Origin of the sequence: Pseudovibrio sp. Alg231-02, from assembly GCF_900143565.1 — a bacterium.
Lineage (GTDB): Bacteria > Pseudomonadota > Alphaproteobacteria > Rhizobiales > Stappiaceae > Pseudovibrio.
Genome location: NZ_FREX01000009.1, coordinates 118,736 through 143,983 on the forward strand (window position 1 = coordinate 118,736; position 25,248 = coordinate 143,983).

At 51.5% G+C, this 25,248-nt stretch carries 26 protein-coding genes; 15 read left to right on the forward strand and 11 right to left on the reverse strand.

The annotated features are described in order from the left end of the window. Window positions 1-82: 82 nt before the first annotated feature. Entirely contained in the window at window positions 83-1,222 is a 1,140-nt protein-coding gene (locus DHN43_RS21105; protein WP_208995540.1) for a hypothetical protein, read from the forward strand. Between the two features lie 10 nt (window positions 1,223-1,232). Here DHN43_RS21105 and DHN43_RS21110 read toward each other — a convergent pair whose 3' ends face one another. Together DHN43_RS21110 and DHN43_RS21115 are read right to left on the reverse strand one after the other, a co-directional pair. Further along, window positions 1,233-2,396, reverse strand: a complete 1,164-nt coding sequence (locus DHN43_RS21110; protein ID WP_108819936.1) for a nitroreductase family protein — start codon at window positions 2,394-2,396, stop codon at window positions 1,233-1,235. 100 nt (window positions 2,397-2,496) lie between these two features. After that, entirely contained in the window at window positions 2,497-3,483 is a 987-nt protein-coding gene (locus DHN43_RS21115) for a nucleoside recognition protein (protein ID WP_208995541.1), read from the reverse strand. Window positions 3,484-3,855: 372 nt separating this feature from the next. Between DHN43_RS21115 and DHN43_RS21120 the strand changes: the two genes are divergently transcribed. The 3 genes from DHN43_RS21120 to DHN43_RS21130 all read left to right on the forward strand — a co-directional run bounded on the left by DHN43_RS21120 (window position 3,856) and on the right by DHN43_RS21130 (window position 6,655). Further along, window positions 3,856-4,458, forward strand: a complete 603-nt coding sequence (locus tag DHN43_RS21120) for a hypothetical protein (protein ID WP_108819937.1) — start codon at window positions 3,856-3,858, stop codon at window positions 4,456-4,458. Between the two features lie 288 nt (window positions 4,459-4,746). Continuing rightward, a complete protein-coding gene (locus tag DHN43_RS21125) occupies window positions 4,747-5,553 on the forward strand; it encodes an FkbM family methyltransferase (protein ID WP_159096955.1) in 807 nt (268 codons plus the stop codon). Window positions 5,554-5,866: 313 nt separating this feature from the next. Continuing rightward, a complete protein-coding gene (locus tag DHN43_RS21130) occupies window positions 5,867-6,655 on the forward strand; it encodes a hypothetical protein (RefSeq protein ID WP_108820009.1) in 789 nt (262 codons plus the stop codon). A 139-nt stretch (window positions 6,656-6,794) separates the two neighbouring features. Here DHN43_RS21130 and DHN43_RS21135 read toward each other — a convergent pair whose 3' ends face one another. Together DHN43_RS21135 and rocF are read right to left on the reverse strand one after the other, a co-directional pair. Next, window positions 6,795-7,823, reverse strand: coding sequence for an ornithine cyclodeaminase (locus tag DHN43_RS21135; protein WP_108819939.1), 1,029 nt, complete (start codon window positions 7,821-7,823; stop codon window positions 6,795-6,797). Window positions 7,824-7,858: 35 nt separating this feature from the next. After that, window positions 7,859-8,785 carry an arginase gene (rocF, locus tag DHN43_RS21140; RefSeq protein ID WP_063317295.1) on the reverse strand — a complete coding sequence of 309 codons (927 nt, stop codon included), beginning with the start codon at window positions 8,783-8,785 and terminating at the stop codon, window positions 7,859-7,861. 120 nt (window positions 8,786-8,905) lie between these two features. Here rocF and DHN43_RS21145 point away from each other — a divergent pair, with 120 nt between their 5' ends. Then, a complete protein-coding gene (locus DHN43_RS21145; protein ID WP_057461604.1) occupies window positions 8,906-9,358 on the forward strand; it encodes an Lrp/AsnC family transcriptional regulator in 453 nt (150 codons plus the stop codon). 65 nt (window positions 9,359-9,423) lie between these two features. On the opposite strand, the gene DHN43_RS21150 is transcribed toward DHN43_RS21145, so the two are convergent. Then, entirely contained in the window at window positions 9,424-10,416 is a 993-nt protein-coding gene (locus tag DHN43_RS21150; protein WP_108819940.1) for a zinc-dependent alcohol dehydrogenase family protein, read from the reverse strand. A 120-nt stretch (window positions 10,417-10,536) separates the two neighbouring features. Between DHN43_RS21150 and DHN43_RS21155 the strand changes: the two genes are divergently transcribed. Together DHN43_RS21155 and DHN43_RS21160 are read left to right on the forward strand one after the other, a co-directional pair. Further along, entirely contained in the window at window positions 10,537-11,427 is an 891-nt protein-coding gene (locus tag DHN43_RS21155; protein ID WP_108819941.1) for a LysR family transcriptional regulator, read from the forward strand. 65 nt (window positions 11,428-11,492) lie between these two features. Beyond that, window positions 11,493-11,996, forward strand: a complete 504-nt coding sequence (locus DHN43_RS21160; RefSeq protein ID WP_108819942.1) for a hypothetical protein — start codon at window positions 11,493-11,495, stop codon at window positions 11,994-11,996. Window positions 11,997-12,102: 106 nt separating this feature from the next. Here DHN43_RS21160 and DHN43_RS21165 read toward each other — a convergent pair whose 3' ends face one another. Together DHN43_RS21165 and deoD are read right to left on the reverse strand one after the other, a co-directional pair. Then, window positions 12,103-12,345 carry a YgjV family protein gene (locus DHN43_RS21165; RefSeq protein WP_057461608.1) on the reverse strand — a complete coding sequence of 81 codons (243 nt, stop codon included), beginning with the start codon at window positions 12,343-12,345 and terminating at the stop codon, window positions 12,103-12,105. Then, window positions 12,345-13,073 carry a purine-nucleoside phosphorylase gene (gene deoD, locus DHN43_RS21170; protein WP_057461610.1) on the reverse strand — a complete coding sequence of 243 codons (729 nt, stop codon included), beginning with the start codon at window positions 13,071-13,073 and terminating at the stop codon, window positions 12,345-12,347. The genes DHN43_RS21165 and deoD overlap by 1 nt, the downstream gene beginning before the upstream one ends. Before the next feature lie 96 nt (window positions 13,074-13,169). Here deoD and DHN43_RS21175 point away from each other — a divergent pair, with 96 nt between their 5' ends. From DHN43_RS21175 to DHN43_RS21185, 3 genes are all read left to right on the forward strand, one after another. Further along, the gene (locus tag DHN43_RS21175; RefSeq protein WP_082830558.1) at window positions 13,170-13,832 is read left to right on the forward strand and encodes a Crp/Fnr family transcriptional regulator; all 663 of its coding nucleotides are present in this window, start codon (window positions 13,170-13,172) and stop codon (window positions 13,830-13,832) included. 226 nt (window positions 13,833-14,058) lie between these two features. Further along, window positions 14,059-15,228, forward strand: a complete 1,170-nt coding sequence (locus tag DHN43_RS21180; RefSeq protein ID WP_244306869.1) for a cupin domain-containing protein — start codon at window positions 14,059-14,061, stop codon at window positions 15,226-15,228. Between the two features lie 114 nt (window positions 15,229-15,342). After that, window positions 15,343-16,014, forward strand: coding sequence for a helix-turn-helix domain-containing protein (locus tag DHN43_RS21185; protein ID WP_108819943.1), 672 nt, complete (start codon window positions 15,343-15,345; stop codon window positions 16,012-16,014). A 9-nt stretch (window positions 16,015-16,023) separates the two neighbouring features. On the opposite strand, the gene DHN43_RS21190 is transcribed toward DHN43_RS21185, so the two are convergent. Continuing rightward, a complete protein-coding gene (locus DHN43_RS21190) occupies window positions 16,024-16,413 on the reverse strand; it encodes a VOC family protein (RefSeq protein WP_108819944.1) in 390 nt (129 codons plus the stop codon). A gap of 159 nt (window positions 16,414-16,572) precedes the next feature. Here DHN43_RS21190 and DHN43_RS21195 point away from each other — a divergent pair, with 159 nt between their 5' ends. The 3 genes from DHN43_RS21195 to DHN43_RS21205 all read left to right on the forward strand — a co-directional run bounded on the left by DHN43_RS21195 (window position 16,573) and on the right by DHN43_RS21205 (window position 18,143). Further along, window positions 16,573-16,761, forward strand: a complete 189-nt coding sequence (locus tag DHN43_RS21195) for a hypothetical protein (RefSeq protein WP_108819945.1) — start codon at window positions 16,573-16,575, stop codon at window positions 16,759-16,761. Window positions 16,762-16,772: 11 nt separating this feature from the next. Further along, window positions 16,773-17,231 (forward strand): hypothetical protein, encoded by a 459-nt coding sequence (locus tag DHN43_RS21200; protein ID WP_208995542.1) that lies wholly within the window; start codon window positions 16,773-16,775, stop codon window positions 17,229-17,231. A gap of 450 nt (window positions 17,232-17,681) precedes the next feature. Further along, entirely contained in the window at window positions 17,682-18,143 is a 462-nt protein-coding gene (locus DHN43_RS21205) for a pyridoxamine 5'-phosphate oxidase family protein (protein ID WP_108819946.1), read from the forward strand. A gap of 224 nt (window positions 18,144-18,367) precedes the next feature. Here DHN43_RS21205 and DHN43_RS21210 read toward each other — a convergent pair whose 3' ends face one another. The 3 genes from DHN43_RS21210 to DHN43_RS21220 form a co-directional block, all read right to left on the reverse strand. After that, on the reverse strand, window positions 18,368-18,823 hold the full coding sequence (locus tag DHN43_RS21210) for a hypothetical protein (RefSeq protein ID WP_108819947.1): 456 nt from the start codon (window positions 18,821-18,823) through the stop codon (window positions 18,368-18,370). 161 nt (window positions 18,824-18,984) lie between these two features. Continuing rightward, complete coding sequence (locus DHN43_RS21215; RefSeq protein ID WP_063286588.1) at window positions 18,985-19,461, reverse strand: hypothetical protein; 477 nt, start codon at window positions 19,459-19,461, stop codon at window positions 18,985-18,987. Between the two features lie 127 nt (window positions 19,462-19,588). Next, entirely contained in the window at window positions 19,589-23,233 is a 3,645-nt protein-coding gene (locus DHN43_RS21220) for a hypothetical protein (protein ID WP_108819948.1), read from the reverse strand. A 225-nt stretch (window positions 23,234-23,458) separates the two neighbouring features. Between DHN43_RS21220 and asd the strand changes: the two genes are divergently transcribed. Together asd and DHN43_RS21230 are read left to right on the forward strand one after the other, a co-directional pair. Next, window positions 23,459-24,352, forward strand: a complete 894-nt coding sequence (gene asd / locus DHN43_RS21225) for an archaetidylserine decarboxylase (protein WP_108819949.1) — start codon at window positions 23,459-23,461, stop codon at window positions 24,350-24,352. Window positions 24,353-24,443: 91 nt separating this feature from the next. Continuing rightward, entirely contained in the window at window positions 24,444-25,241 is a 798-nt protein-coding gene (locus tag DHN43_RS21230) for a phytanoyl-CoA dioxygenase family protein (RefSeq protein ID WP_108819950.1), read from the forward strand. Window positions 25,242-25,248: the final 7 nt, after the last annotated feature.

The following is a 25,248-nucleotide window of genomic DNA, read 5'->3' on the forward strand; positions in this document are numbered from 1 at the left end:
ACAGCAACCTGCAAAGTCATTGCTTACTCTGGAAGGTGGGAGGGCAGTACGCCCGGGCCGCTGACATCATGGGAGTTGGACAATGACAGCGATTGGTTTGAACAGTTTTGTCTCCGCCGCACACACCATCCCGCAGGATGGCAAGCTCACGGTTGCTGAGGGACAGGTGAAGACCCACTCCAGCACTGCAATCGCAGGCAGGCTCGTCACCTGGGTCAAACAGCAAGCGGCGGGAGAAGTTCAGAAGCAGGAAGATCAGGGCGCCTTCCGTCTGGCGCTCACCAACCACTACGGCAAAACGCTGGGCGAGAAAGCCTATCAGGCCGCCTGTCGGGCTTGCGACCAGAATCCTGGCACAAGCCACAGCCTGACATCCCGGCAAGTGCAGGAAGGCGTCACCTTTGCAGAACATCAGGTGCTGAGAAACGAAAGCTCAGCAGTGCGCATCAAGGCCCTCTCTGAAGATGTGAAGCACAATCCGATCAGCAATCTGGTTCAGAACAAGGCCCATCAGACGGTTCCTTCGTTCCAAAGTGAGATCATTGAGACCCCGGAGACAAACACCGAACGTCTCGCTGCTCGCGCGGATGGCAAATACACGGAGCGGAATCCCTTCCACGTAGAACGGGAACTGATGGCCCGCCTCAGTACAGAGATTGCCGGGAAGTATGATCCACTCCTGGCCGAAAATGCCACCTCCAAGGCTTGGGGCAATGAACTGTTGCAGAGTATCTATCGTGGTGTGCTGCGAGACCAAAGACCTGTCGAGAAGGGGGAGACTCTGAGTGTTTCCGAAACACCTCACCCGATGAAGATCGCCGTTGAGCGCTTTGAAAAGCAGGTCTGGAAATACGCAGAACAAAGCTTCCTGCACTCTCTGCCAGAAAATGCGGAAGTCGCCATCCATGATCTGTCACGACAGCTGAACTGGGAGAACTTCCCCGCACTGGCCGAGCAGCACGGCGTCCCTGGCATTGGCTGGGACAGCGAGGCGACAGGCACCTACTTTGCGGCCAACATCCCGCCAATCCGCGATCTCGCTATTGAGCGGCTCATTGAGAAGCGGGAGGATGAGACGTTCCTGAGCTCCGTCACCGTCGAGAGTTTCAACGACATAATTGAAGATGCGTTGAGCGAACTGAAATCACCGCAACAAAAACATGCCAGCCCACCAGCTGCCGACCACACCAGCAACACCACAAAGCACGTCCGTTGGGTCTAAGCCGATAAGCTCAGCCTGAGGAGCCCATCTCCTCAGGCATCCACGAGATGACATAGCGCGGTAGATCCGGAAACGGTCCTTCACCACGTTTTTCAGAGGAGAGCTGCTCAAATCGCCCCGCCTTGCCAAGAGCCTCACACCCGCATTCCCAGTTCGCCAGCCAGATCCCCAAGGCCACCATGGCGTAGTACCGTGAATGCGTCGCCGCACAAAAATCCACCCGCCGTATCCTCGCATTCTCCGCAAGCACGATACCCCGTGTCGACTGTGCATTGTAGGAGGAGGGCGACCACTGACACACCTCATAACACCGCCCAAACTCCCGATAGGGCCGTGCGTTCGTGTTCAGTGGCTTGGCAAAACCAGCATCCGCAAAGAACAAGTCCTGCACATCCAGCCGATGCCGCTGTGTCTTCTGGATGAGGCGGATCGCCAGCGGGGTGTAGCGGGAGCGATACCCAAACCCGCAAACGCAGATGATGTGATCCTTCTCAGGATCAAACCGTGCGCCCAGATGTTTGATGATGCTCTTGTGGTCCGCTCCCGGCCCAATCCAGCAGGTTGCCAGCCCTTGCCGTGTGGCCTCAATCACCACCTTCTGCAAACTGCGCCCCACATCCACCACCGCCATCTCATGATACTCACGCGGTGCAATAGCCACCAAAAACTCATGCGTCCCAACCGCAGGCCAAACCACAAGCGGATTGTCGACATACTCAAAGCGAATGGGGTGAGGGCTCAGACAATGCTCTGGCCTGCTAGTCCGCTCTGCCAATGAAAGCACCATTTGGCGATGCTCTTCGCTCATAAGCCGCTTTTGAAAGGACCGGCACGAGACCCGCGCCCGCAGCAACTCAAATGCATCCAGATGCTCAAGGCTGGTTGGCAGCGGCTCTTCCGGGTGAAAGCCATACCGAACTGTCACCACATCGAAAATCAGATTGAGAAACAGCAGTCCAGCAAGAACAAGCGGCAAATCCACCAACAGAAATGACCAGCAGCCAACCAGCGCGCCGATCCCAGCCAACACCAGCAACAGCACCACAGCCACCAGATTGGGCAGATACTGCAGCCAGCTGGTCCACTGCAGCCACATCTTCACCCGCCACCACCACCTGGTTTCAAACCAGGCCTCGTTAGGAGTGCGCGTCTCTTGAGGAGGTGTTTCGTTCATGCACGTGTTCCGCAATCAGACCAGAGGAGGCTCACTGCGAAACATTTTAAGCGAGGCTTCTTCCTGAAACGTAACCAAGCATCAGGAACAGGATAGGGTATCAGCCAACCGCCTTAGCTGTTTTCGCTGGGCGGTAAAGGAACCGGTTGAATGCATCCTCCGGCATCATCTGGATCAGACGACCAATCAGCGCCATGGCTGCAACGCAGAACACAAAGCGCCCAACCAGTGCGCCGGACCAGTGCGCGCCAAATGCCATCATCACCAGCGGATCCTCAATCAACCCATGGCAGATGCCCATGAAGGAAAGCGACAGCACCGCATCGCGAGAGGATAACTTGCCTTCCTGCGCTTCTTTGATGATGAGACCACCACCGTAAGAAAGCCCAAGCAAAACACCCACCATGGTGATCGGCGTTGCCGCCTTGCTGATGCCCATAAGGCGCAGTAATGGAGAGAGCAGCCAGCCAATCAGGTCGGTGATCTTCATCAGTTCCAGCAGTTTCAGGAAGATGATCAGCCCCATGATAATCCAGAACATGGTGAAGAGCAGAGACGCACTGGAATAGCCCCACTGCAGCCATGTCTCTTCAATCGTCGGCGCAAAAGGCAACCAGTCAAGCTGGATCGGCTGCTGCAGCCAGCCACCCGCAGAGTAAAACAGGTTCAGCACCATGCCGTAGGTGATGCCCACCACGAAACGCAGGCTGGAGGAAAACACAAAGCTGATCCCGGCACGGCGGGAGATACTCTGCTCCAGTGGCAATGCATGGGCGATCAGCACCACAGAAAGCAGTACGGTCACATCAGCAACACTCAGCGACACCAGTGGCAAAATGGTCAGCATGACAGCCACGGCAGAATAGGTGCTCACCAGCAAACCAACAGCAAGCACAAGCCCCGTTGCAGCAGGCAGTCCCATCAGGCCCATCAGCGGTTCAAGCGCAACGCCAAGATAATCAACCAGCCCTAATTCCATCAGAATGCGCACAAGGATCATCACGGGAACCATGGTCTTGACCATAATCCAGAACAGACCGACGGAGTCTTTTGCAATTTTTTGACAAGCGGCGGTGAAGCTTTTCATTTTTTGACAAACCAATGCTGCGCGCGCTTCGTCTTGCTCAAAGCACTGCGAGTGAACGGAGGTTGGGAAAATCAAAAGGGTCGGCCCTTGCTGCATTGCCCAGCAAAACTACTAGGATATTTCAGGTTTTGAGGAAATAGTATTTTACTCAACCCACCCACTTTAAATTCTCAAAGGAACGTTTGTGCGTGGGGGAAGACCTGTGCCGTTTCCGGCTTAGTCTTTCAGACAGACCAATGCGAATTGTCTCGCTGTAACTCTTGCTTTTGTCACCTCCGGTTCTGCTTTGCTTAACTATCGAAAGACCTCTTCCTTTTGAGCCTGCCTGTTTTGCATTAGCGTTTTTTGAAAGAGCAAAAGCAGGTGAGAAAAATGGCCGGAAAAACCCTGAAGACCTTTAAGAACCTTTCTGATTTTCGCAGTGGCTTCTCTGATCTCAAACAGAAGATGGACCACAAACACGGCATCCATCTGCTGGACATTACCAAGTTTGACAAGGAGTTGGGCAATAAGACCTTCCTTGAAAAAAGCTATGAGGCAGCCGTTGAGGATTCCCCAAAAGTCTCCAAAATCTCTGAAGCGCATGGAAAGCTGACACGGCTCAAAAACTCACTGGAGCGCGAAAGCAGCGGTTTTGAAGACCTCGACAAGCTTTACAACAAGCTGGTTGCTCAGCTGAATGAGGCAAGCAAGAAAAACAAAGGCGACGTCAAAAAGCTCAGTGAAGACAAAGAGTATGATGAAGCCCAAGCCAACCTCCTAAAGCTTGCCCCCCATTGGAAAAAAGCCAGTAAAAAGCGGAATGACTTCCAGAAAGCCGAACGCGAACTCGCCGCTCTCGACAAAAAACTCACGGAAATCAAAGCCGAAGCCTCGAAGAAATGCCCTGTTGAAGTAAAACGGGACTCTAAGAAACTCCTCTTGCTTATCGCAGGCGACAAGGTGGTCGAATACTCTTTGAAACATACAAAGTAAATAATGGTTCAATTGCTAATTCATACGACATAATAATTGGTTACAAATATCAATAACATGATTCTAACGCTATAGTTGTTTTCCTCCGGCGTTGCTGTTTTTCAACTGCCTATCAGCTATGTTGCAGCGACCTTAAGAGATAGCGATCTTTCTCATTGGAGAAAAGATTTTAGAGTTTTAAGTAATTGATATTTTTAATATATTTTTGTTCAGCCTTGGAGGGTAGGGGTGTTTGAAAGACACTCTAACAAATAGGATGAACGTGATTAAGCACGTTGGAGTGATACATTGACCAAAGCAAAATATTCGATTTCTTCAATCCGGAGCATGATAAGTTCTTTTGATAAATTGCTTAGAAATGCTGATGTTGAAGGTTTCTCAAAATCTAGGAAAGATGTTATTTTAAATGAGTTTTCTGCTATTCGCGAATTCTCTGAAGTATTTCCCAAGCACTACCTCAAACGGACGGATGCTATTGATCGGATTGATTATCTGCGTACTCTCTCGACCAATCCCAGAACTATCATCGATGTCGGAGTAAACAAAGGTACTCCTAAACTCTATCGAGCATTTGCGGAGCTCCCGTTCGTATTGATCGATCCTGCCTTCGAGGGAGAAGAGCGGCTCACGGTGAAACCTGAGAATTATACGTATGTGAACAAGGCAGTTGGAGATCACCAGGACACACAAATATTGCATGACAACTCCGGTAAATCATCGCTTCTAGAGCCTAAGGGAGAGTTCAAAATATGGGAGGCACATAGCAAATATGAGGTTCAGATAGATAGGCTTGATACTATTCTCACTGAGGTTGAAGCAGAGCCACCTTATGGTGTGAAGCTTGATGTTCAAGGATATGAGTTGAAAGCGGTCCGTGGAATGACCAAAATAATGCCTAAGATTGATTTCTTGATCTGCGAGACAAACATAAGAAATACGGCAGAAGGGACTTATCAGTTTTCAGAGCTTGTTGCAGAGCTGCTTAAACACGACTTCCTATTTTTTAATTTCCTCAACAATTTCAAATCAAACGCCCGCTACTATGATGTTGTTTTCCTGCATCGTAGCAACGTGAAATTTAATCGTTTGGATTGATAAAACTCGATTTGACTATTGGTCCATGTGTTACTCTTTGCTTGCACTTTTCGAACAGCGCATCGCACATTATTTGCATTCATGCACCGTGGTTTTGGCTAACCAAATATATAAACAAATGCTTGCTATATGGGGAGACACGCTTACTAATCCTGCCATTTGAAAGAGTTGAATACGACTGCTTCTCATCCCCCGTCTGACAGAGTTGTTACTCAGGTGTCATGAGCGCTGTGATGAACAGGACACTGGCTCTTTTGACTTAGCGTTAGCCTGATCCCATTACAAAAGAAACCAGCAGAATGGGATGGACACTATGACTTCAGTTAGCTTGAGCAATTTTCAGAATATCGCGGTCGATTCAGCGCCTTCTCAAAAGCTGACGGTTGCGGATGGGAATGTGCAAACCCGTCAGGCAAGCACGTCTATACAGGGTCGTTTTGTCTCCTGGCTTGCTCTGCAGGGCAACCTAGATTCTCAAAAAGCAGCAGATCAGGGAGCGTTCCGGACTGCCCTTCAGGACAAGTATGGCGCAACCCTTGGAACACAAGCGTACGATCAGGCCTGCAACGCCTGCGGTTTCTCAGCTGGCCAAAACCACAGCCTGACATCAAGACAGGTCGTAACCGGTGTTCACTATGCAGACGAAAAGTTGAATAGCGATCCACTCGCCGCGTTAATTTCCGATCACGAAGTAACAGCTGCAAAATATGCAGCGTCGAGTTCCAACGGCGCTATACAAGATGAGGAAACTGCAGCGTTTATTTCGAAAGTCGAAGCAAAAGCAGCAGAGCCGGAAAACCATGACGTGGCCTCTGTGCTTCCGGCAAACTTGCTGGAGGGGAACTTCTCCGTCCCTGATAATGAGATCAGGCAGGCAGCCGTGGACACCCTCGATGTGATCACACAGTTTATCTCAGAAAAGTACACCCCTGAGATTGCGGAGGTCGTGGAAGGCCGAGTTGTAGAAGCAGGATTGTTTGATGAGCTCCTTGCTGAACAGGTCGATCCAAACAACAGCGTTGAACTGCGCGAGACCATCAGTATCTTCATTGATGCGATCTGGGAAGAAGCAAAGAAAGTTCACATCGAGTCTATCCTGTAAATGATCAGGAAAAGCGCCGAACCATAGTCGTCGGCCTTTGTTAAACCCGTAAGCGAACCAAGCAAAAAAGAAGCGCCTGCTAGGTAGGCAGGCGCTTACAAACCCCGGGCAAGGGATAGTTTAACGATGACCGCTGCTCTTACTCGGCAGCTTGTTTAACTTCTAAAAGGCCAAAGAGATTGCGCGGATCAGCCGGTTCAGCAATCATCTCCAGGTCCTGAGTTGCTTCGTCCTGCTTCACCAGATCATAGATGTAGCGCAGGCCGGAAAAGTCCTCGATGGCAAAGCCAACAGAGTCGAACAAGGTAATATCGCGCTCGGTGGTGCGGCCTTCAGCAGCTCCTGTAATCACTTCCCAAAGTTCAACAACCGGATAGTCATCATCCAGCTGCTGGATCTCACCTTCAATGCGGGTCTGTTCCGGGTATTCAACGAAGATCTTGGACCGCAGCAAAATGTCTTTGTGCAGCTCGGTCTTGCCAGGGCAGTCGCCACCAATCGCGTTGATATGCACACCAGCCCCAACCATGTTGTCTGTCAGGATGGTGGCTTGCTGCTTATCCGCCGTCACCGTGGTGATGATATCCGCACCCGTGATCGCTTCTTCAGAACTGCGGCAGATGGTGATGGTAAAGCCTTTGCCATCAAGGTTTGCAGCACACTTCTCAGTCGCTTCCGCATCCGTATCAAACAGACGCAAGTTGGTAATGCCCATCACCGCCTTAAACGCCAGCGCCTGAAACTCGGACTGAGCCCCATTGCCGATGATTGCCATCGTCTTGGAATCTGCTCGCGCCAGATGCTTTGCCGCCATAACGGAGGTCGCAGCAGTGCGCAGGGCAGTCAGAACGGTCATCTCGGAGAGGAAGAACGGGTAGCCCGTGTCCACATCAGCAAGCATGCCAAATGCAGTCACAGTCTGCTTACCTTCCTTGGTGTTCTTCGGATGACCGTTCACATATTTGAAGCTGTACAGCTCCCCGTCGCTGGTCGGCATCAATTCGATAACGCCAACTTTGGAGTGGCTTGCAACACGAGGTGTTTTATCAAACAGAGACCAGCGGCGGTAATCTTCCTCCACATACTCGGTCATGCCTTTCAAAACAGTCTCAACACCGTGTTTGTTGACCAAATCCAAAATTTTAGAAACGCTTACGAACTGGACCATATGGGGATACCTATCTTTTATTGTGTTGCTTGCGATCAGGCGCGGTTTGGATGGTCCAGCACCTGTTTGCCAAACAAGCTGGAAACCAGATCTGCCATCAAAGTCGCCGTCCGGCCACGCACATCCAGGAATGGGTTCAGCTCAACCAGATCCACAGAAGTGACCAGCTGACTGTCGCAGAGCATTTCCATAATCAGATGCGCCTCACGGAAAGTCGCACCGCCGGGAACAGTTGTGCCCACTGCTGGCGCAATGTCCGGGTCCAGAAAGTCCACATCAAAGCTCAGGTGTAGGCGACCATTGGCGGCTTTCACACGCTCCAGAAACTCATTGATCGGCTTGACCACACCGTTTTCATCAATCCGGCGCATGTCATAGGTCTCAATGCCGGTTTTCTGCAGGGCAGCCCGCTCCGCATTGTCGACGGACCGCAAGCCCATCATGCAGATATTTTCTGGCTTGATCGCTGTGTTCAGCTCCGGATAATACCCCTCAAAACCGGAGAGACCACAAAAGTAAGCCGCGGGCGTGCCGTGCAGGTTGCCGCTGGTCGTTGTGCTGAGATTATGGAAATCAGGATGTGCATCCAGCCAGAGCACAAACTGCTCTTCACCAGCTTCTGCCGCCGCATGGGCGATACCGCTGACAGTTCCAGCTGCCATGGAATGATCGCCACCAAGGAAGACCGGGAGATGACCTTCGCGGACTTCCGCCAAAGCCACATCATGTAGCTTCTCGGTCCAGCTGATTGTCTCACTCAAATGGTGGACAGCGCCGTTGGAATGAACCCGATCCCGACTTGCCTCTGGTAAAATGTTGCCCCGGTCTATAACGGAGTAGCCCAGTGCTTCCAGGGAGTCTTGCAGTCCGGCAGTTCGCAGAGCATCCGGGCCCATCAAGCAGCCCTGAATGTTGGTTCCTGTCTGTACAGGTGCCCCGACGAGCACAACGGTATTCTTCATTCCCACTTCCCGATTAAATCCGATATGGGGTATTATCCTTGTGGAAGTGGCGGTAAAAAGCTGGCATTGTGATCAAAATGGTGGTCGCATTGGCCAGATTGGTAAGTAAGGTTACGCACTTTGGATGAGATAGATCAAAAAATCATCGCGATACTACGTAGAAATGCGCGTGCGAGTGTTTCTGATCTTGCCCTTGAGCTGAAGATTTCTCGCTCGACTGTGCGCTCACGTATGGAGCGTTTGAAGTCCATCGGCGACATTCTCGGCTACACGGTCGTGCTGCGGGGCGATGTCTTTGAACAACCTGTTCGTGGCATTATGATGATCAAGATCGAGGGCAAAGGCACCCAGCGCATCGTCGATCACCTCAACAAGATGACCGAGGTCACTGCCTTGCACACAACAAACGGCAAGTGGGATCTGATCCTAGAACTGGGAACCGACACGCTGGTCCACTTCGATGATGTTCTGCGCCGTATCCGCCTGATTGACGGCATCTCAGCCAGTGAAACCAACCTGCTCCTCTCCACCAAACGCACCAACGAAGCCCGCCGCAACGTGATGCTGGACTAAGTCGCTCAACGCTTGAGATGAAACCGCCAGCACAAGAAATCCACACTGGCGGTCACTTAAGCTAACTAAGCTTCTGCGTGGAAGCCGTCCATGACAACCTTGCCAACCGCAGCGCCGGATTGAAGCCGGTCATGAGCCTTTGCCACATCTGTTATTGAGAACTCAGTCTCGTCCAGCAGAGGCGTGATCTTGCCATCGTCAACCAGCTTGGCAATCTGCTCCAAAATCTCACCATGCACACGCCGGCTCTTGCCCGTCACCATCGGGATTAACATGAGCACACTATGGAAGCTGAGGCCTTTCAATGCCACCAGCAAAACATCTGCAATCGGCAGGATCGTAGCAACTGCGCCATTCATGCGAGCAGCTTCAAAGCTCTTCTGAATATGATCCCCGGCAATGGTATCAAAGACAGCATCAAACCCTTCGCCTCCAGTGTGCTGAGCAACGTACTCGGCAACGGATGTCTCGTCCGCATTCACCACATGGTCTGCACCAAGCTTCTGAGCTGCTGTGAGTTTCTTGGAACGTGAAGTCGTTGTCACCTCACTCCCCAAAGCCTTGGCAAGCTGCACTGCAATGTGACCAACCCCACCAGTTGCACCATGCACCAGCACTTTATCGCCCGCTGAAATCTTCAACTTCTGCACCAATGCTTCCCAAACGGTGATGGAGACCAATGGCAGTGCCGCTGCCTGGCGCATGGTCAACGAAGTGGGCTTGTGGGCCATCAGGTCCGCATCAACCAGCATGTACTCACTCAGCGCACCATTAATGCCAGCTACACCACCAGCACAGCCATAAACCCGGTCTCCCACTTTAAACCGTGGAACGTCCGCACCAACCTCTTCTACAATACCTGCAACATCTCCGTGCAGAACCTGAGGCAGGTTTTCAGACCACGGTGTCTCTGTGGATCGCAACATTGTGTCCAGAGGGTTCACACTGGTCGCGCATACCTTTACGACCAGATGCCCGGCACAGGCTGCTGGTTTTTCAATCTCAGCCAGCTCAAACACATCGCTCGCGCCCAGCCCGTTCAAAATCATCGCTTTCATGGGAAGCCTCATTTGTTATTCGTGAGGCAAACTTATTTTTGCAATTAGCGCAGAACAATACGGCACCAAACAAATCATTTTTGCGTATAAAGCAATAATGAAATCGAGGAGGACGCTGTCATGATGAAACGGATCGCTTATTTCAACGCGGTGATGGAAGCGCACAGCATCACAGAAGCCAGCCGCCGTTTTGACCTGCAGCCCTCCTCAATCTCTCGGCAAATTGTGAGCCTTGAGGAAGAGCTTGGCGTTCGGTTGCTGAACCGGAACACAAGAAAAGTCTCACCAACTGAGGCTGGACTGCGCTTTTACAGCTACTCACGGCAAATCCTCTCGGACCTTGATGAAGCCAAACGCGCAATCAGTGATCTGCAACAGGAGCCTCAGGGCACCCTCACAATCAGCTCCACCGTTGGCTTTGGCGAAACCGTCATCCTGCCGCTTGTGCCAGAGTTTCTTGCAAACCATCCCAAACTGAACATCAAGGTGGAGCTCACCGAGCGCGTTGTCGACTTGATTGAGGAAGGAGTCGACGTTGCAATCCGAAGCGGAAAACTGTCAGATTCCTCACTCATTGCCCGGCATCTGCTGCCCAACAACTTCATCATTTGTGCCAGTCCAACCTATCTTCAACATGCAGGAACACCAGAAACTGCAGATGATCTTTCACATCACTGCTGCATCAAATACGGCTATGCGGGATGGGCCAACTGGTTTCAAATCTCGGAGAAAATTGAAAGGCTGACATTGGGCGATGCGCTTGAAACAAACAGCGTCAACGGACAAAAGCAGCTGATCCTCAATCATGGGGGACTGGCACTTATCCCTCACTGGGCCGTGCGCCAGGAGCTTGATAAAGGCGATCTCGCTCAGGTGCTGCCCGATCTGACCTTCAGTCCCCACGGCCAGCAAACCTCGACCTACGCGATCTACCTGAAACGCGAACTGATTTCTCCCAAGATCAAGGTCTTCACGGACTTCATAATCAGGCAAATCAAAGCGTCGGATTAATACTGGAATTGACAAGAGAACATCGTTCACTTAATTGGAGCAACGATAACTCATCGAGGTGCCAAATGGACTTCATTCACTACACCCTGCAATGGTGCAAGGGCGAGATTCTGGAAGCGTCGCTCTTCGGCGTGTTTGGCCTGACATTATTGCTCTCAGGCATTGCCTTTGGCTGGTTTGGCACCACACCACATGCCAAGGCTATGATGATCCCGCTCATTGTGCTTGGTCTCATCGGTGTTTCAACAAGTGTCTTTGGTGTCATCAACAACACCCAGCGGATGACCACGTTCGCCGAGAAGTATGAGGCTGATCCTGCTGGCTTCATTGCAGAAGAAAAACAGCGCGTGGAAGGATTTGAGCAAATCTTCCGTATCACCTATCCGCTTGCAATTGCGTTCGCTCTGGGCGGCCTCGCGCTCTTCTTCCTGTTCAGCAACGCGCACCTTCAGGCAATTGGAATAGCGCTCCTGATCCTCTCTATGCAGACCCTCACCATCGACATGTTCGCCGCAGAGCGTGGTGAGATCTACTACAAGCACATCCTGCAAGCGCAGCAGCCTGGCTGATAGCGGCAATCGGACGGCAGATAGAAAAAGAGCCCTGAGCGCGTCTTGGAGGACGCTCAGGGCTCTTAAGTTTACAATTACCTTGGCTTGATGGGGAGCGAGTGCCTTACGCTTCTGCTGGCGTAAGTGCTTGTTGTTGTTGCTTTCTCAGTTTTGCCAAGTGGTAAATGTTGATGAACACGCACATGCCGTTGAGCAAAACAACTGGGTAAGCATCAACTGCAACACCATAGATGGTGAACAGGATACAACCGACCATATTGATCACACGAAGCCACAGGACGTTGCCCATCAGGAGGGAAGTCATCACAGTAATTGAGGCCAGATAGCCTACAAGTTCCATATTCATTATGCCGCAGCCATTTCTGGTGTTGTTGCATATGCAGTTTCCAGAGCCAGTTCCATCATCTGGTTAAAGCTGGTCTGGCGTTCTTCAGAGGAGGTTTCCTCAGCTGTGATCAGGTGATCGGATACGGTCAGCACGCACAGCGCTTTCACACGGAATTCCGCAGCAATTGCAAACAATGCAGCAGCTTCCATTTCAACTGCCAGAACGCCCATTTTCTGCATCGCTGGCAGCAGCGCAGGGTTGGAACCGTAGAACAGATCACCTGAGAGGATGTTACCAAAGCGCGGCGACAGACCCAGCTCGCCAGCTGCATCAGAACAGGCCTTCAGCAATTCAAAATCAGGTGCAGCAGCATAGTCATAGCCAGCAAAGCGATCACGGATCATTGCGGAGTTGGTGCTGGCACTTGTTGCGACAATCAGATCGCGCAGTTTCAGCTCTTCATCAACACCGCCACAGCTGCCCACGCGAATGATTTGTTTCACGCCGTAAAAGTTGATCAGTTCATGCGCATAGATAGAGATGGATGGCATGCCCATACCATGTGCCATAACTGAAATTGGCTTACCCTTGTATTCACCAGTAAAACCAAGCACATTACGCACGTTTGTTACTTCGCGTACATTTTCCAGATAGGTTTCTGCAATATACTTTGCGCGAAGCGGATCACCCGGCATGAGGACTGTTTCAGCAAAGTCTCCAGTCTGGGCGTTGATATGCGGTGTCATCAGATTCTCCTATGCAGCTTGCAAGGAGAAAGGTAGAAATATCTCCGATTCAAAAACAGGACAATTGTCCGCATCTCTGAACTAAATAATGCAAAAATGACAATTAAATCGCTCGCAGACATTGGACATAAGGAAGTATTAGAATGGGTCAAAACTGGCCCGTTTCTTCTACGCCATATGGAGCCTGGAGATTACCTCCTCCGGCAAGGCCAAAACCTTGAACACCTGTATTGGATCGATGATGGCTTCTGCACGGTCAGCTACACCGCTGCCAATGGGCGACGCTTCAGTCACGGCAGATTCAATATCGAAGACCGCCTCTATGGTGAGATCGAATTTCTGACGGGAAAACCAATTCAGTTCGACATCCGCTGCGATGGTCCCGTCAGCGTGCGCGTCATCCCGATTGCAGAGCTGGAAGCCCTGTTGGTGCAACATCCTCATGTGGGCATCTGGCTCAGCCAATGTCTGGCCGACACCTATCAGGGTGTGATGGACCGGGTCACCTCGCACTTCATGTACCCGCTGGCCTACAACATCGCCAAAGACCTGCTGATGCGTGAACGCGGCAACAAACCGCCAATCCAGTTCGAGCGCGTCTTCCGCGAGGCCGAACGCTTCGGTTGCTCAGAACGCGTCTACCGCCGCGCCGTCAGCCAACTGATTGAACACGGCTTGGTCGAAAAACGCGGCCGCGAACTCAAAGTCGCCAACCACACCAAACTCGAACGCTACCTCGCCGAAGAGGAAGAGCGGTAATCACACGGCCCTCGGTGCCTCTGCAACAAACATCAGCACTTCATGGAGGGCGTGATGTCGTGATGCCTTTCGAACCTATCTTTCTCTGAATTTGCCCGAGCACGAGCGGTTAACGCTAACCGCAGCATTTCGGTTGCTTGAGCCAAACAACGACCTCCCACCATTGCTCAGGAACGGCGTCGTGATAGTATGTGCGCGCTGCATTTCCTGATCGTAGGGAGGCAACATGTCTGGCGCATCAAGACGGGACTTTTTCAAAGCTGCTGTGGCAGCAGGTATGGGCGGAGCGGTTGCGACACAAGCCTCTGCAGCTGAATACCCATCAGGGCCATTTTGGAACAACGTTCCTGAACCGGATTTGGCCAACACAGAACTTCCGAGGTTCAAGTTCGAACTGGAGAAGACCAAAGGGCGCGTTGATGGTGGCAGTTTCGGCAAAGAGGCGACTGTCGAGCAGTTCCCCATCTCGACAGGAATTGCCGGAGTCTCCATGCGGTTGGAGCCGGGCGTTGCCCGAGAGCTGCACTGGCACGCGACAGCAGCAGAATGGGCCTTCGTCATGGATGGCCGCTGCCGCACCACGGTTATCAATCCTAATGGCCAGTCTTCGACAGATGACTTTGACCCCGGCGATGTCTGGTACTTTCCAAGAGGTCACGGACACTCAATCCAATGCATCGGAGATGAGCCCTGCCACTTCATCCTGATCTTCGACAACGGCTACTTCTCTGAGTTCGGCACGTTCAGCATCACCGATTGGCTGGGGAACACTCCGAAGAACATACTGGCAAAAAACCTCGACATGCCGGAAAGCGCGTTTGACAACTTCCCCAAATCAGAAGCCTACTTCGTGCACGGTGTCATCCCGCCAGAACAGCCAACGCTTCCGCATCAGGGCGAGTTCAACCCCACTCCGGAAGCGCACAAATACAGCCTGATGAAGCAGGAACCTAAGGTCACACGCAAGGGTGGACGGATATGGCGCGTCAGTCAGAATGAATTCCCCATTGCAACCACCATCACCGGCATTGTTCTGGAACTCGATCCAGGTGCGCTGAGAGAGCTGCATTGGCACCCCAACGCGGATGAATGGCAGTACGTGATGGACGGCAGCATCGACGTGACGATGTTTGGCGCAAAAGGTCGGTATGCCATCGAAACGCTGAATAAAGGCGATGTTGGCTACATCCCACAAGGCTATGGCCATTCTATTGAAAACACAGGTACGAAAAAGGCCCGCATCCTGATTGCCTTTAACACGGGGGAGTATCAGGCCATCGACTTGTCAGAATGGCTCGCCAGCAATCCGAATTACCTGCTGACAGCACACTTCAACCGGCAATCCAAGGCAGTCAGGCAGTTTCCAAAGCGAGATGTTTTCATCGCCACGAAGTAACGATATGCGTATGATCAAAGAGGTGAGGCATTCGGAGTGAATCCGTTTGCTCCCTCGTTGATCTGATGGCAAATTGCCTGAAGCGGACCACCAAGCAAACAGGGGAGGGAATGTTTGCAGCACAATCACACATGCGCGTCCCTGCCTGAAACGCTTGCTCAGGTCTGGCATCATTCGGGTGAACTCGGTGTCTCTGGCCCAATCTTGCCGGATGGGTGCAGAGATCTGATCGTCACGGAAGTAGAAGGCAAACGCCCGTCGTGGCACGTATCAGAGCTGTTCGACGAGCCCCACCAGACAGAACGAATAACTGTTAAGCGCATGATCGGCTTTCGCCTGAAGCCGGGCACGCAGGTAAACGAACAAGACCTGATCAAAGCGCTGAGCGTGCTGGGCTCCTGGGATGAAGCCACCATCTGCAGATTGCTCGCAGACCACACCCGCCTCAACACCAGAGTCTCCGAAGCGCTGGGTTGTATCGCGGAGGAGCAATTGTCCATTGCCGCCTCCGCTGGAGCGTTGGGGGTGACGCTCAAAACCTTGCAGCGCACCTTGGCGCGCCACACCAGCCGCTCGCCTGTCTACTGGCGCCAGCTCGCCCGCATCCGCAAAACCGCGCGTGCGATTGAAACCGCAGAAGGTTGGGCTGATTTTGCCCTCGACAACGGCTTCTCCGACCAGGCGCATATGACCCGCGAATTTCAGCGCTGGTTCGGCACCTCGCCCATGCAATTCGCCGCAAATTCCGGCTTCAAACGACAGGCTCAGTCCATCGCCTTCGGATAAGCACCAGCCTCAGGCCGGGGCCGTCACTGGCGAGCAAATCTCAATCAGAAAGCCGTTCATGTCCTTGACGTAGGATGTCGTCTGCCCCCATGGCTCGTCTTTGACCTCCTGCACAAGCTCAGCACCGGCGGCCAATGCTTTTTCAAGGTTGCCAGCCACATCGTCAGTCTGGAATGCAATCTCAAAGCAGGGATTGCCTGCATCCGCCTGCGATGGGTTTTTGCCAAGGTTCTTCATCAACTCGAAGGAGGAGAAGGACAGCGTCGTCTCGCCAGTTTTCACCTCGCCATAATCCCCTCCCTCAGTAATCAGACCCGCCTCTACATCAAACGCCTTGCAATAAAAGTCGATGGTCTCACGAGGGCTCTCAACGTACAGAATAACGTATTTCAAATGCATGGATTTCCTCCTGTTTTCATGAGGATGACCCTAGTCAGGCACGGTGCCCACGTATTGAAAAAAAGCGACACTTTCATCGGCAGCACCCTGATCAATCTTGAATGCAAAGCAGAAGGAATCTGCTAGGCTCCCTCAGGTTCCTGCCAACGAGGCTGTCTTATGCGCAATTTCCGCAAAGTCCTGTACGTGCTCATCACCTGCTTTATCAGCATCTACGGCGCCTACTTCGCCTACACATCGTTTTATGAAGGCACGCTGTTCAACGTCATCGCGGGCCTGCTGATTTGCATGGTTGGCATCATAGGCCTCTACGGCACATTTAGCGGTAAAGTGCAGGATTCAGAGTAAGGGGAGGGATGATGCACGACTTATCAAAATACAAGGCAAAATCAGGAAGTTTCGAGCCAGTCTGGACAATCGAAATCCAAACGCTGGAGGAGGACACTGACCGCATATTAGACGCCGTCATGCAAGTGCACCCGCTCAGCTTTGGGCGCTACCAGCGCAACGCCAGTATTTCGGCGGTTGGCAAGGAAACAGCACAGCCCGAACCAAACTCAACCACCACAACCCACATTGAGGGCTTTCAGGCTGGCATGACAGAGACCTACCCCATGGTAGAGCTCAAAATCTCCATCGAACGCGACCCGAAAGTGCTCGAAAAAGTCATGGACGCCATAATCTACGCTCACCACTACGAAGAACCCGTCATCTTCCTGCGCGAAGACTGGGCCAGCCGCGCCGCCTACAACCCCAACAGCACCAACCCAAACCGCTGGTGGAACAACGGCAAAGGCATGCCGGAAAAGGTGGGGTAACTGGGGAAGCCTACTTTGGAACGCATCCACCACACAGAAGTGATTGTTGGAACGACCTCTGGGTAGCGAGAGAATAAATTGTGCGGGAAATGCAGTTCGGACTTGATGCTAAGAGAGATGAGCCTAAGCTTTTTTAGTGAGCCTGACGTCTTCCATATATGGCTGCGGTAACTGTGCGGAGGTTAGAGACCATACAGATTGCCTGACATGGGTGTCAGCTCCTGTTCCGACTTCTTGTCAATGGGTTTGCTCCTTACATTTCAGGGCGGCATAACCCTCATGGGCACCAGAGCCCAGAGAAGCATGAAACAGCCAAATAGCTTAGGAAGGTGCCCACTTTCACTGTCTCATATAACCTTGATGACAGGTTTGCACTGAGCAGTAGAGCACCCAAGCAAGCACTCAATGTGGTCCTCTGTATGAAACACCAATAATTGGAGGTGTTTGAAAATGAGTAAGTACGACGATACGATCAAACTTATTGAAACACGTTGCGGAAACAACAAAGAAGTGGTTATTGCCCTCGCGACAATATCCTTATCTGAGAAGGAAGCCGGTAAACCCCGCCCTTCAACCCGCATGGTTTGCGCCTATTATGAAAGTGGTACGTTTTATGTGTCCACTGACGCAAGAAAAAATAAGACCTTACAGATAGAGCAGAACAGCGAAGTTTCTGTTTGCGGTATGGAAGGCTTTTCTTTCCAGGGAACAGCTGAAAATCTCGGCTGGGTGAAAGCTGAAAAGAACTCAGAAATTAGAGCGAAGTTCAAAGATATCTTCAATTGGTTTGATGAAGAAGGCGATGAGGATAACCCCAACTCAATCGTTCTGCGCATTACCCTTTCAGAAGGTACGATCCTTGATGGTCAACAGGCCTATGGCATCGATCTGGTCAATAAGGTCGTCCATTAAAGGCTATCCATTGGGGAGCCCAGAACAAGCTTTGGCTTTGATTTAACAAGCATAGAGAGCGAGCAGAGGTAGTACCTCTGCTGAACTTGCCTGAGAGGCAATGCGCTTCTCAGGCTTTTTCAGTGTATCTCCGAAAAGTGGAAACCGGTTTTCGGATAAAGATACGCAAGCACAACAGCTAAAGCAGTTCAGCTTAAATGCGAACTGCTTTAGCTAAGGTCTGCTTAAAACTGAACCGGCACAGTCTCGCCGGTAGAAATCTTACACTCGCCAACGCCGCCATCTGAAAAGCCAGAGCTTGGGTTGCTCAGAGTAATCTGGCACTGCATGGAGCGAGCAGCGCTGAACAGCACGCCTTTGGCTCTTGAATTGTACGTGGTGGAAGAGCTGGAGGAGAAGAAATCATCGTCGTCATCGTCATAGAAGAACCCGTCTTCGACGCTCTCGGTCTGCTTTTTCTCAGTCACCAGCTTGCCGGTGAAAAACTCGCCGCTGGAAAGAGTAGCCACAGCGGAGGCCGCGCCATCATCGAGGAATTCTTCCGTCACCTGAAAAGTCACGCTCTGGGAGTTCTTGCCGTCTTTGCTGACAACACGTCCCTGTCCGGTTGTGGTGGACTGACAACCCGCCAGAACTGCAACAGCAGCAACGCACACACCCACCTTGAAAATAGTCTTCATTGTAATTCACCAATCCCGAAAAGTTAAATGTCGGTTTTGGCTGTCTGGAAGTCGTTTCAAATAACGCAGTCACCACAGCCAAAAGCCCCTGAACCGGCTGTAGGTCAGGGGCAACTTGGTCGGCAATCACAAAAAGCACAGTGTGAGAAAAATTTCGCTCTCTAAAACTCGACTGGGAACGACCCACCAGTAGAGAGCTTACACTGCCCAACACCACCATCAGAGAAACCATCAGCCGGATTGGAAAGCGTTACAACACAGCGCATGCTCCGCTTTGCGCTGAACAAAACACCGCGGGCATAAGGGCTGTATGTGGTTGAGAAGGTGGAGACAAAGAACGGCCCGTCGTCAAAGCCGTCAAAATCATCGAAGTCGTCGAAATCATCAAACCCATCATCGAAGTCGCTTTCTCCAATGTTGGTGGTCTGGCTCTTCGCAGTAACGAGCTTACCGGTAAACACCTCGCCATCTGGCAATGTGGCCGTTGTCGCTGCTCCGCCACTGCCAAAGAAGTTCTCGGTCACTTCAAAGTTAACCGCTTTACCGCCTAGACGACCTTGCCCGGGCGTTGTTGTCTGGCAACCCGCCAAACCAGCAATGGCGACCAGGCACAAACCTGTCGTGAAAAAGCGTCTCATTCTGCGTTCCAATCCCGAATTAAAATGCAAACAACTCGGGGCAGAATTACAGAAAAATGTTGCCAAACGTATTCAAACACCGCTTGCAACAAATGTTGAAACGCCAGCGAAAATGTACACTGGCAGACTACTTTTTCTTGCCGTGGCGCACAGCTCCACGACGCTTGAAAATGGCTTTACGTTTCTTGATTGTCTGCTGCTTCAGCTTCCGCTCCATATTGGCGATAATGGTGTTAAGGAAGCCAAATTGCACCTCTGCTTCCATAACCCTGCCTTTGCTCAGGAAACTCTCAATCTTGTAAGCTGCCTCACTGGCTGTTTCGTTGTTGTCTATAAAGAGGGCCAGATCGTCATCATCCTGAATAGCACTGCGTTGGCCGAAAAGTTTGTTGACGGTATCAGTCAGTTCCTCAACTTTCGCCAGATAACTCTCAATTTTCGCAGCAGTACGTTGCCCACGTTCAAACGCAATTCGCACGCTCTCCATAGCAATCTGGGCATTCTCAAGAGCATCCCTGGCTTCATCTATCCGAGCGAGATCTTCTGCCTTGCTGAGATAAGCTTCGGCATTCTTGACCATGCTCTCAAATTTAGCGAGCTCCTCGGAGTTCTTAAAGAGGTCCTTGCTTCTGTCATAGGACTTGAGTTCGCGATAGATTTGCTCAATGCCAATCTTAACATCTTCCTTGGCATCAAGATCCGGTGTCTGGTCTTTGCTTTCTTCTTCAACAGCTGGCGCAGGAGCCTGCTGCAACATCTCTTGTAAGATCGATGCGCATTCATTGAACTTGTCGAACTGCTTCTCCGCCTCCTTCCCTTCATCTATTTTTAGATGATCCAGCATGATCTGGATGCAAACCAATGCCCTTGCGTGATGTATCGCAAAGCGCTCAAGAAGAGCCTCATTTCCGTCAAAGCGATACTGATCGGCATACAGCTTTGACAATAAGGATTGCCTGTCACCGACTTCTAGGATCATTTCAGAGCGCAGATTATCTCGGTCGATGCGTGTTGCTTCATAGGCTTCCTCAAAAGCTCTCCGGTCATCCTCAATCTTGTCCATCATGGTTTTGGCAAAGTCGACGAGTTGATCTTTGATCGCTTTGCGAAGATTAGTCAGCGTTTCCTGAGAGGTTTTGTAAGAGCTATCAAATGAAGTCAGGTCGATGTTCCAGGCATCAAACTCAGCGCGTTTTTGATGAATTCCGGCAATAATGTTCTCATAGTATGCCGCACCTTCAGACAAACCATTCAACAATGAGCTCAGGATTTGTCGGCTGTTGTCCTGTATCTTCTGCAGGATGATCAGATCTTTCTTTGCTTCAGAAAGAGATGCACGTGCGCTTTCCAGATCATCTCCGGCAAGTGCCGTACTGCCTTCTTCATGATGTTGCATTGCGTCAGCATAGGCAGCTTCCAGATCAGTCACATACTCATCAACACAATGCGGTCGTGCTTGACTGAAAATCGTATTGATAGCGGCGCGGGTCTGATCAAATTGCTGCACCAGCTCAGCCTGCTCCGCACTATGAGGATCAAGAGGTGCCTGTTGCTGCGCTGGGTTCGGTGCGGGTTCAGCTTTTCTTTTCTTTTTCTTCCGCGGTGCCTGCGTAACGCAGCGTTCCAGATTTGCCAGAGCGACCTTGAGATTGCTCAAAATGGCCCGTGCATCCCTCACTTTACCTTCTGCAATCAGCCCTTCCACCTGAAAGGCGAAATCATTGGCAATGCTGTTGTAGCTCAGGAAGTCGTTTTTATGGTCAGGATCTTGTAGAGCGATCCCTTGCTCATACACAGCGTTGATCCGGTCTTTCGCAGCTTCGGCATCTGCAAGATAACCCTCAACTTTTGCAGCAGTATTCGCGCCGCGCTCATAGGCAATTTCCATGGAATCGAGCGTAATACGAGCATTGTCGAGCGCGTCCTCTGAGGCCTCAAACCTCTTCCGTTCCATAAGGACCGATGCTTGCTCGGCAAAGCCTGCGGCCTTGTCATGCAGGTTGGTGTAGATCAATCGCTCTTCATTGTCTCTGAAGACACTGCCCATACTGTCATAATCTTCAAGTTCCACATTGATAAGTGCAATTGCCTTTTGCAGCATCTCCCGGGCTTCAGCTTCAGTCGCAGCAGTGTTGACCTGCGGCATCCACTGCAAGCTACGGGTTTCTTTCTCCAGTTTTTTCAATCCATTGCGTGAGTTTCCAATAGCCTGATCAGCTTCCTCAACCCGCTGGCCACCCACGCAGGCCTCTGCGTAATCAATAAGTGCAGTCACTTCACCGCAAAGGGCATCAAAGCGCACCAACTGCTTGCCACCAAACTTCTCGTCAGCCTGCGCGTATCTCTCAAAATCTTTGCGCGTGTCTGCCAGTGGTTCGAGTGTTCTGCGAAGATCCTCGATTTGCTGAGTTTGAATCTGAAGCATTGATTCCGCTTCAGTTATGTAGTCCCGCATGTCAGCCGCACAGTCACGAATGTCCATGATGCTCTCTTGAGCAAGACGGACACTCTTGGCCAGGAGATCGGTACGCGCGCTTAGGATCGCCGTACGGGCAGATTGATAAGCTGCCTCGAAAGAGGGGAAGTTGACACCGTGGTTCTTTACAATATCCCGTTGACCGTTAAGTCCCTCGACAGTGCTTTCCTGAGCGGTGACTTCACCTGAAAGTCTCTTGAGTTCCTCCTCATCGAAACCTTCCGGTGGAGTGATCTCGATCTCTGAAGTTCCAACAACTGCCTGCAACAACACCTGCTGCATCTGCGAAATGAGCTTTTCCGTTTCCTCCAGTGCGTTCTCACAGTCTATGCCGCGGTTGCTGAGGACAGCATCGTTTGCTTTCTTTGCTGCAGCCGCTGCTTCACCATAGACCTTATCAAAGGTATTTTGCTGCTGCGGGCTATTATCCAATGTGACGCGCTGACCAGCCAGATCTCGAATTTCTCGCTGAGCGATCGACACCTTCAGCAAAAGCGCGGTACCAGCAGCATCCGCGTAACGTTTCGCGCTGTCCATCGCATCTTTCAGAACAGTGTATCTCTCTTTTGCAACTGAAAGAGTCCTGTCGACCTCTGACACCACATAACCGGAGATCGCTCTGTTCATTTCCGTGAAGTTGTCTTGCGCAGCGTCATAAGCCTTATCGACTGCAGACAGGTCCACATTCCAGAGCAAGACAGGCTCGCGCTCTTTGTAGACATCCTCAACGCGCTTTTGTTGCAATGCTGCAGTTTTCTTAAGCTCAACCAACTCCTCAACCGCATTACCGCGCCCTTTTTGATAGGCGGATTGCATTGTCTTCAGGTATTGGTCCGCCTTGTCGGCGTGCGCTTTGATTGAGACAAGATCCGTGAAACCGTTCTCATCCTCTTTGCCAACCAGATCTTTAGCCAGCTCAATCTGTTCTTCTCCCAGCTGCTTAGCTGCTTCAAAAAGATCCTGACTTTCATCCTCTTCGGTAAACACAGGTTTGCGTTTTCCGGCAACCCTGATGGACTTGGCAGCCTTTCTGAGACGCTTGAAGAGATTGCCGAGTTCCGCATCGTGCGCTTTTTTGCGGGCAGTCAGCTCATCATCTGGTTCCGCATCGGTTTTTTGAGTGACCTCTTCATTGCTCTCAGCCGTTGCATCAAGGGAAACATCATCAAGCGGGATGTCTTCAAATTCACCCTCCTCAGTGGGATCTCCCTCCACCAATGGGAACTTCCATTGCAAACGCCTGTAGACCTTTTGCGCCCAGTGGTGCTGTTCTGAAGTGAGCTTGTTCTCCGGCATAGGAAACTCCGCAACGAGATGGATTGTTGGTTGTAACTTAGTCTCTGATGTTCTGGATTTGAGGCATAATCGGGCGTTAGACATGAGAATTGAGCGAACTAGTGAAGATAGAATTGTGACCACTTGCAGATATTGAAATAAAACGAATGGTTACTTGCCGCGCGGCTTGCCTTCTCTGAGTATCTCACCTAGTAAAGCCTCGTAATTTGCGAGCAAGGCTGCCAGATGTCTGAGAAACAACCCATTATCGTTATTGACCGTGAAACCGGCAGAGAGTTTGAAGAAACGGTTCTGGGGGAGAAGTGGATCCGTTGGGCCTATCAGGACGCCAGCTCAAGCCTGATCGAAAAGCTGTTGTTCCGCTCCGCTGCGCTCAGCAAGGCCATGGGCTGGTATTATGACAGCCCGCTTTCCAAAGGCAAAATCCAGAGCGCGATTGATGAGCTGAACATCGACACAGCAGAGTTTGCAGACCCTCAGGAGAGCTTCGCGTCTTTCAACGAGTTCTTCATCCGCCACCTGAAAGAAGGCACTCGTCCGTTCGATACTGGCGCAAACACCATCGTCAGCCCAGCGGACGGTCGTGTATTAGTCTTCCCTAAGTTGGATGAAGACACCTTCACCCCAGTGAAAGGCCATCCATTCTCCATCCGCAAAATGCTGCCAGATATCGCAGATCGCTTTATCGGTGGTTCACTGGCAATCGTGCGCCTGTGCCCGGCAGATTATCACCGCTATCACTTCCCTTGTGCGGGCGAAATTGTTAACGCAAGAGACTTTCAGGGAGCCTACCACTCTGTAAACCCGATTGCTCTGGGCGCTGGTCCAGATGTGTTCGGCGAAAACAAACGCAGCTACACACTGCTCAAGACCGAAAATGCGGGCACCATGTGCTACGTGGAAGTTGGCGCGTTTGGTGTCGGTAGCATTGTAAATACAAAGACTTCTGGCCACGTCGCTAAGATGGATGAAAAAGGCTTCTTTAAGTTTGGTGGCTCAACAGTTGTTGTCGTGTTTGAGCCGGGTGCGGTAAACTTCAGCGAAGATCTTGTCGCCAACAGTGCTGCAGGTAAAGAAACTCTGGTTAAAGTCGGTCAGCCCTTCGCAACGGTTGCCTGAGAAAATCTCCAGATCGCTTAGCATAAGTTGTATTTATCCAGCGTGACTCTTCGTCCAGACTGTCGGCTTCGCTAACAGACTGGACGGGACTATGCCATCTTCACTTATCACTCAGGACCACATCGATACCTATCAGCGCGAAGGTGTCGTACTGATCAAGGGCCTCTTTAAGAATCATGTAGATCTGATCAGGGCTGGTATTGAGCGGAACATGGCAGAGCCGGGAGAATATGCAGCAGAAAACCTGAAGGAAGGCGAGGGCGGCCGCTTCTTTGATGACTACTGCAACTGGCAGCGTATTCCTGAGTTTGTCGAGGTGGTGAACAACTCACCAGCGGCAGAAGCAGCAGCAGACCTGATGCAATCCCAAACCGTTCAGATGTTCCACGACCACGTACTCGTCAAAGAACCTGGAACCTCCAAAGCAACGCCATGGCATCAGGATGGACCCTACTACTTTGTTGAGGGACAGCAGACCGTCAGCTTCTGGTCGCCAATGGACGCGGTAACAGGCGCCACCTTGCGCTGCGTCGCTGGTTCTCATCTTTGGGAAAAGCCCGTGCTGCCAATTCGTTGGCTGTCCGAGCAGAATTTTTATGGCGACAGCGACGAGTACATGCCAATCCCGGACCCTGATGCAGAAGGCATGCCGATCCGCGAATGGGAGATGGAACCGGGTGATGCAGTCGCGTTCAACTATTACACCCTGCACGGCGCACGCGGTAATACCACAGAACAGCGCCGCCGCGCATTCTCACTGCGTCTGCTGGGCGATGATGCCCGCTATATCGAACGTCCGGGCCGCACATCTCCGCCATTCCCGGGTCATGATATGAAGCCAGGGCAAATCTTGCGAGAAGACTGGTTCCCAATCATCTACAAGCGCTGACGATTAA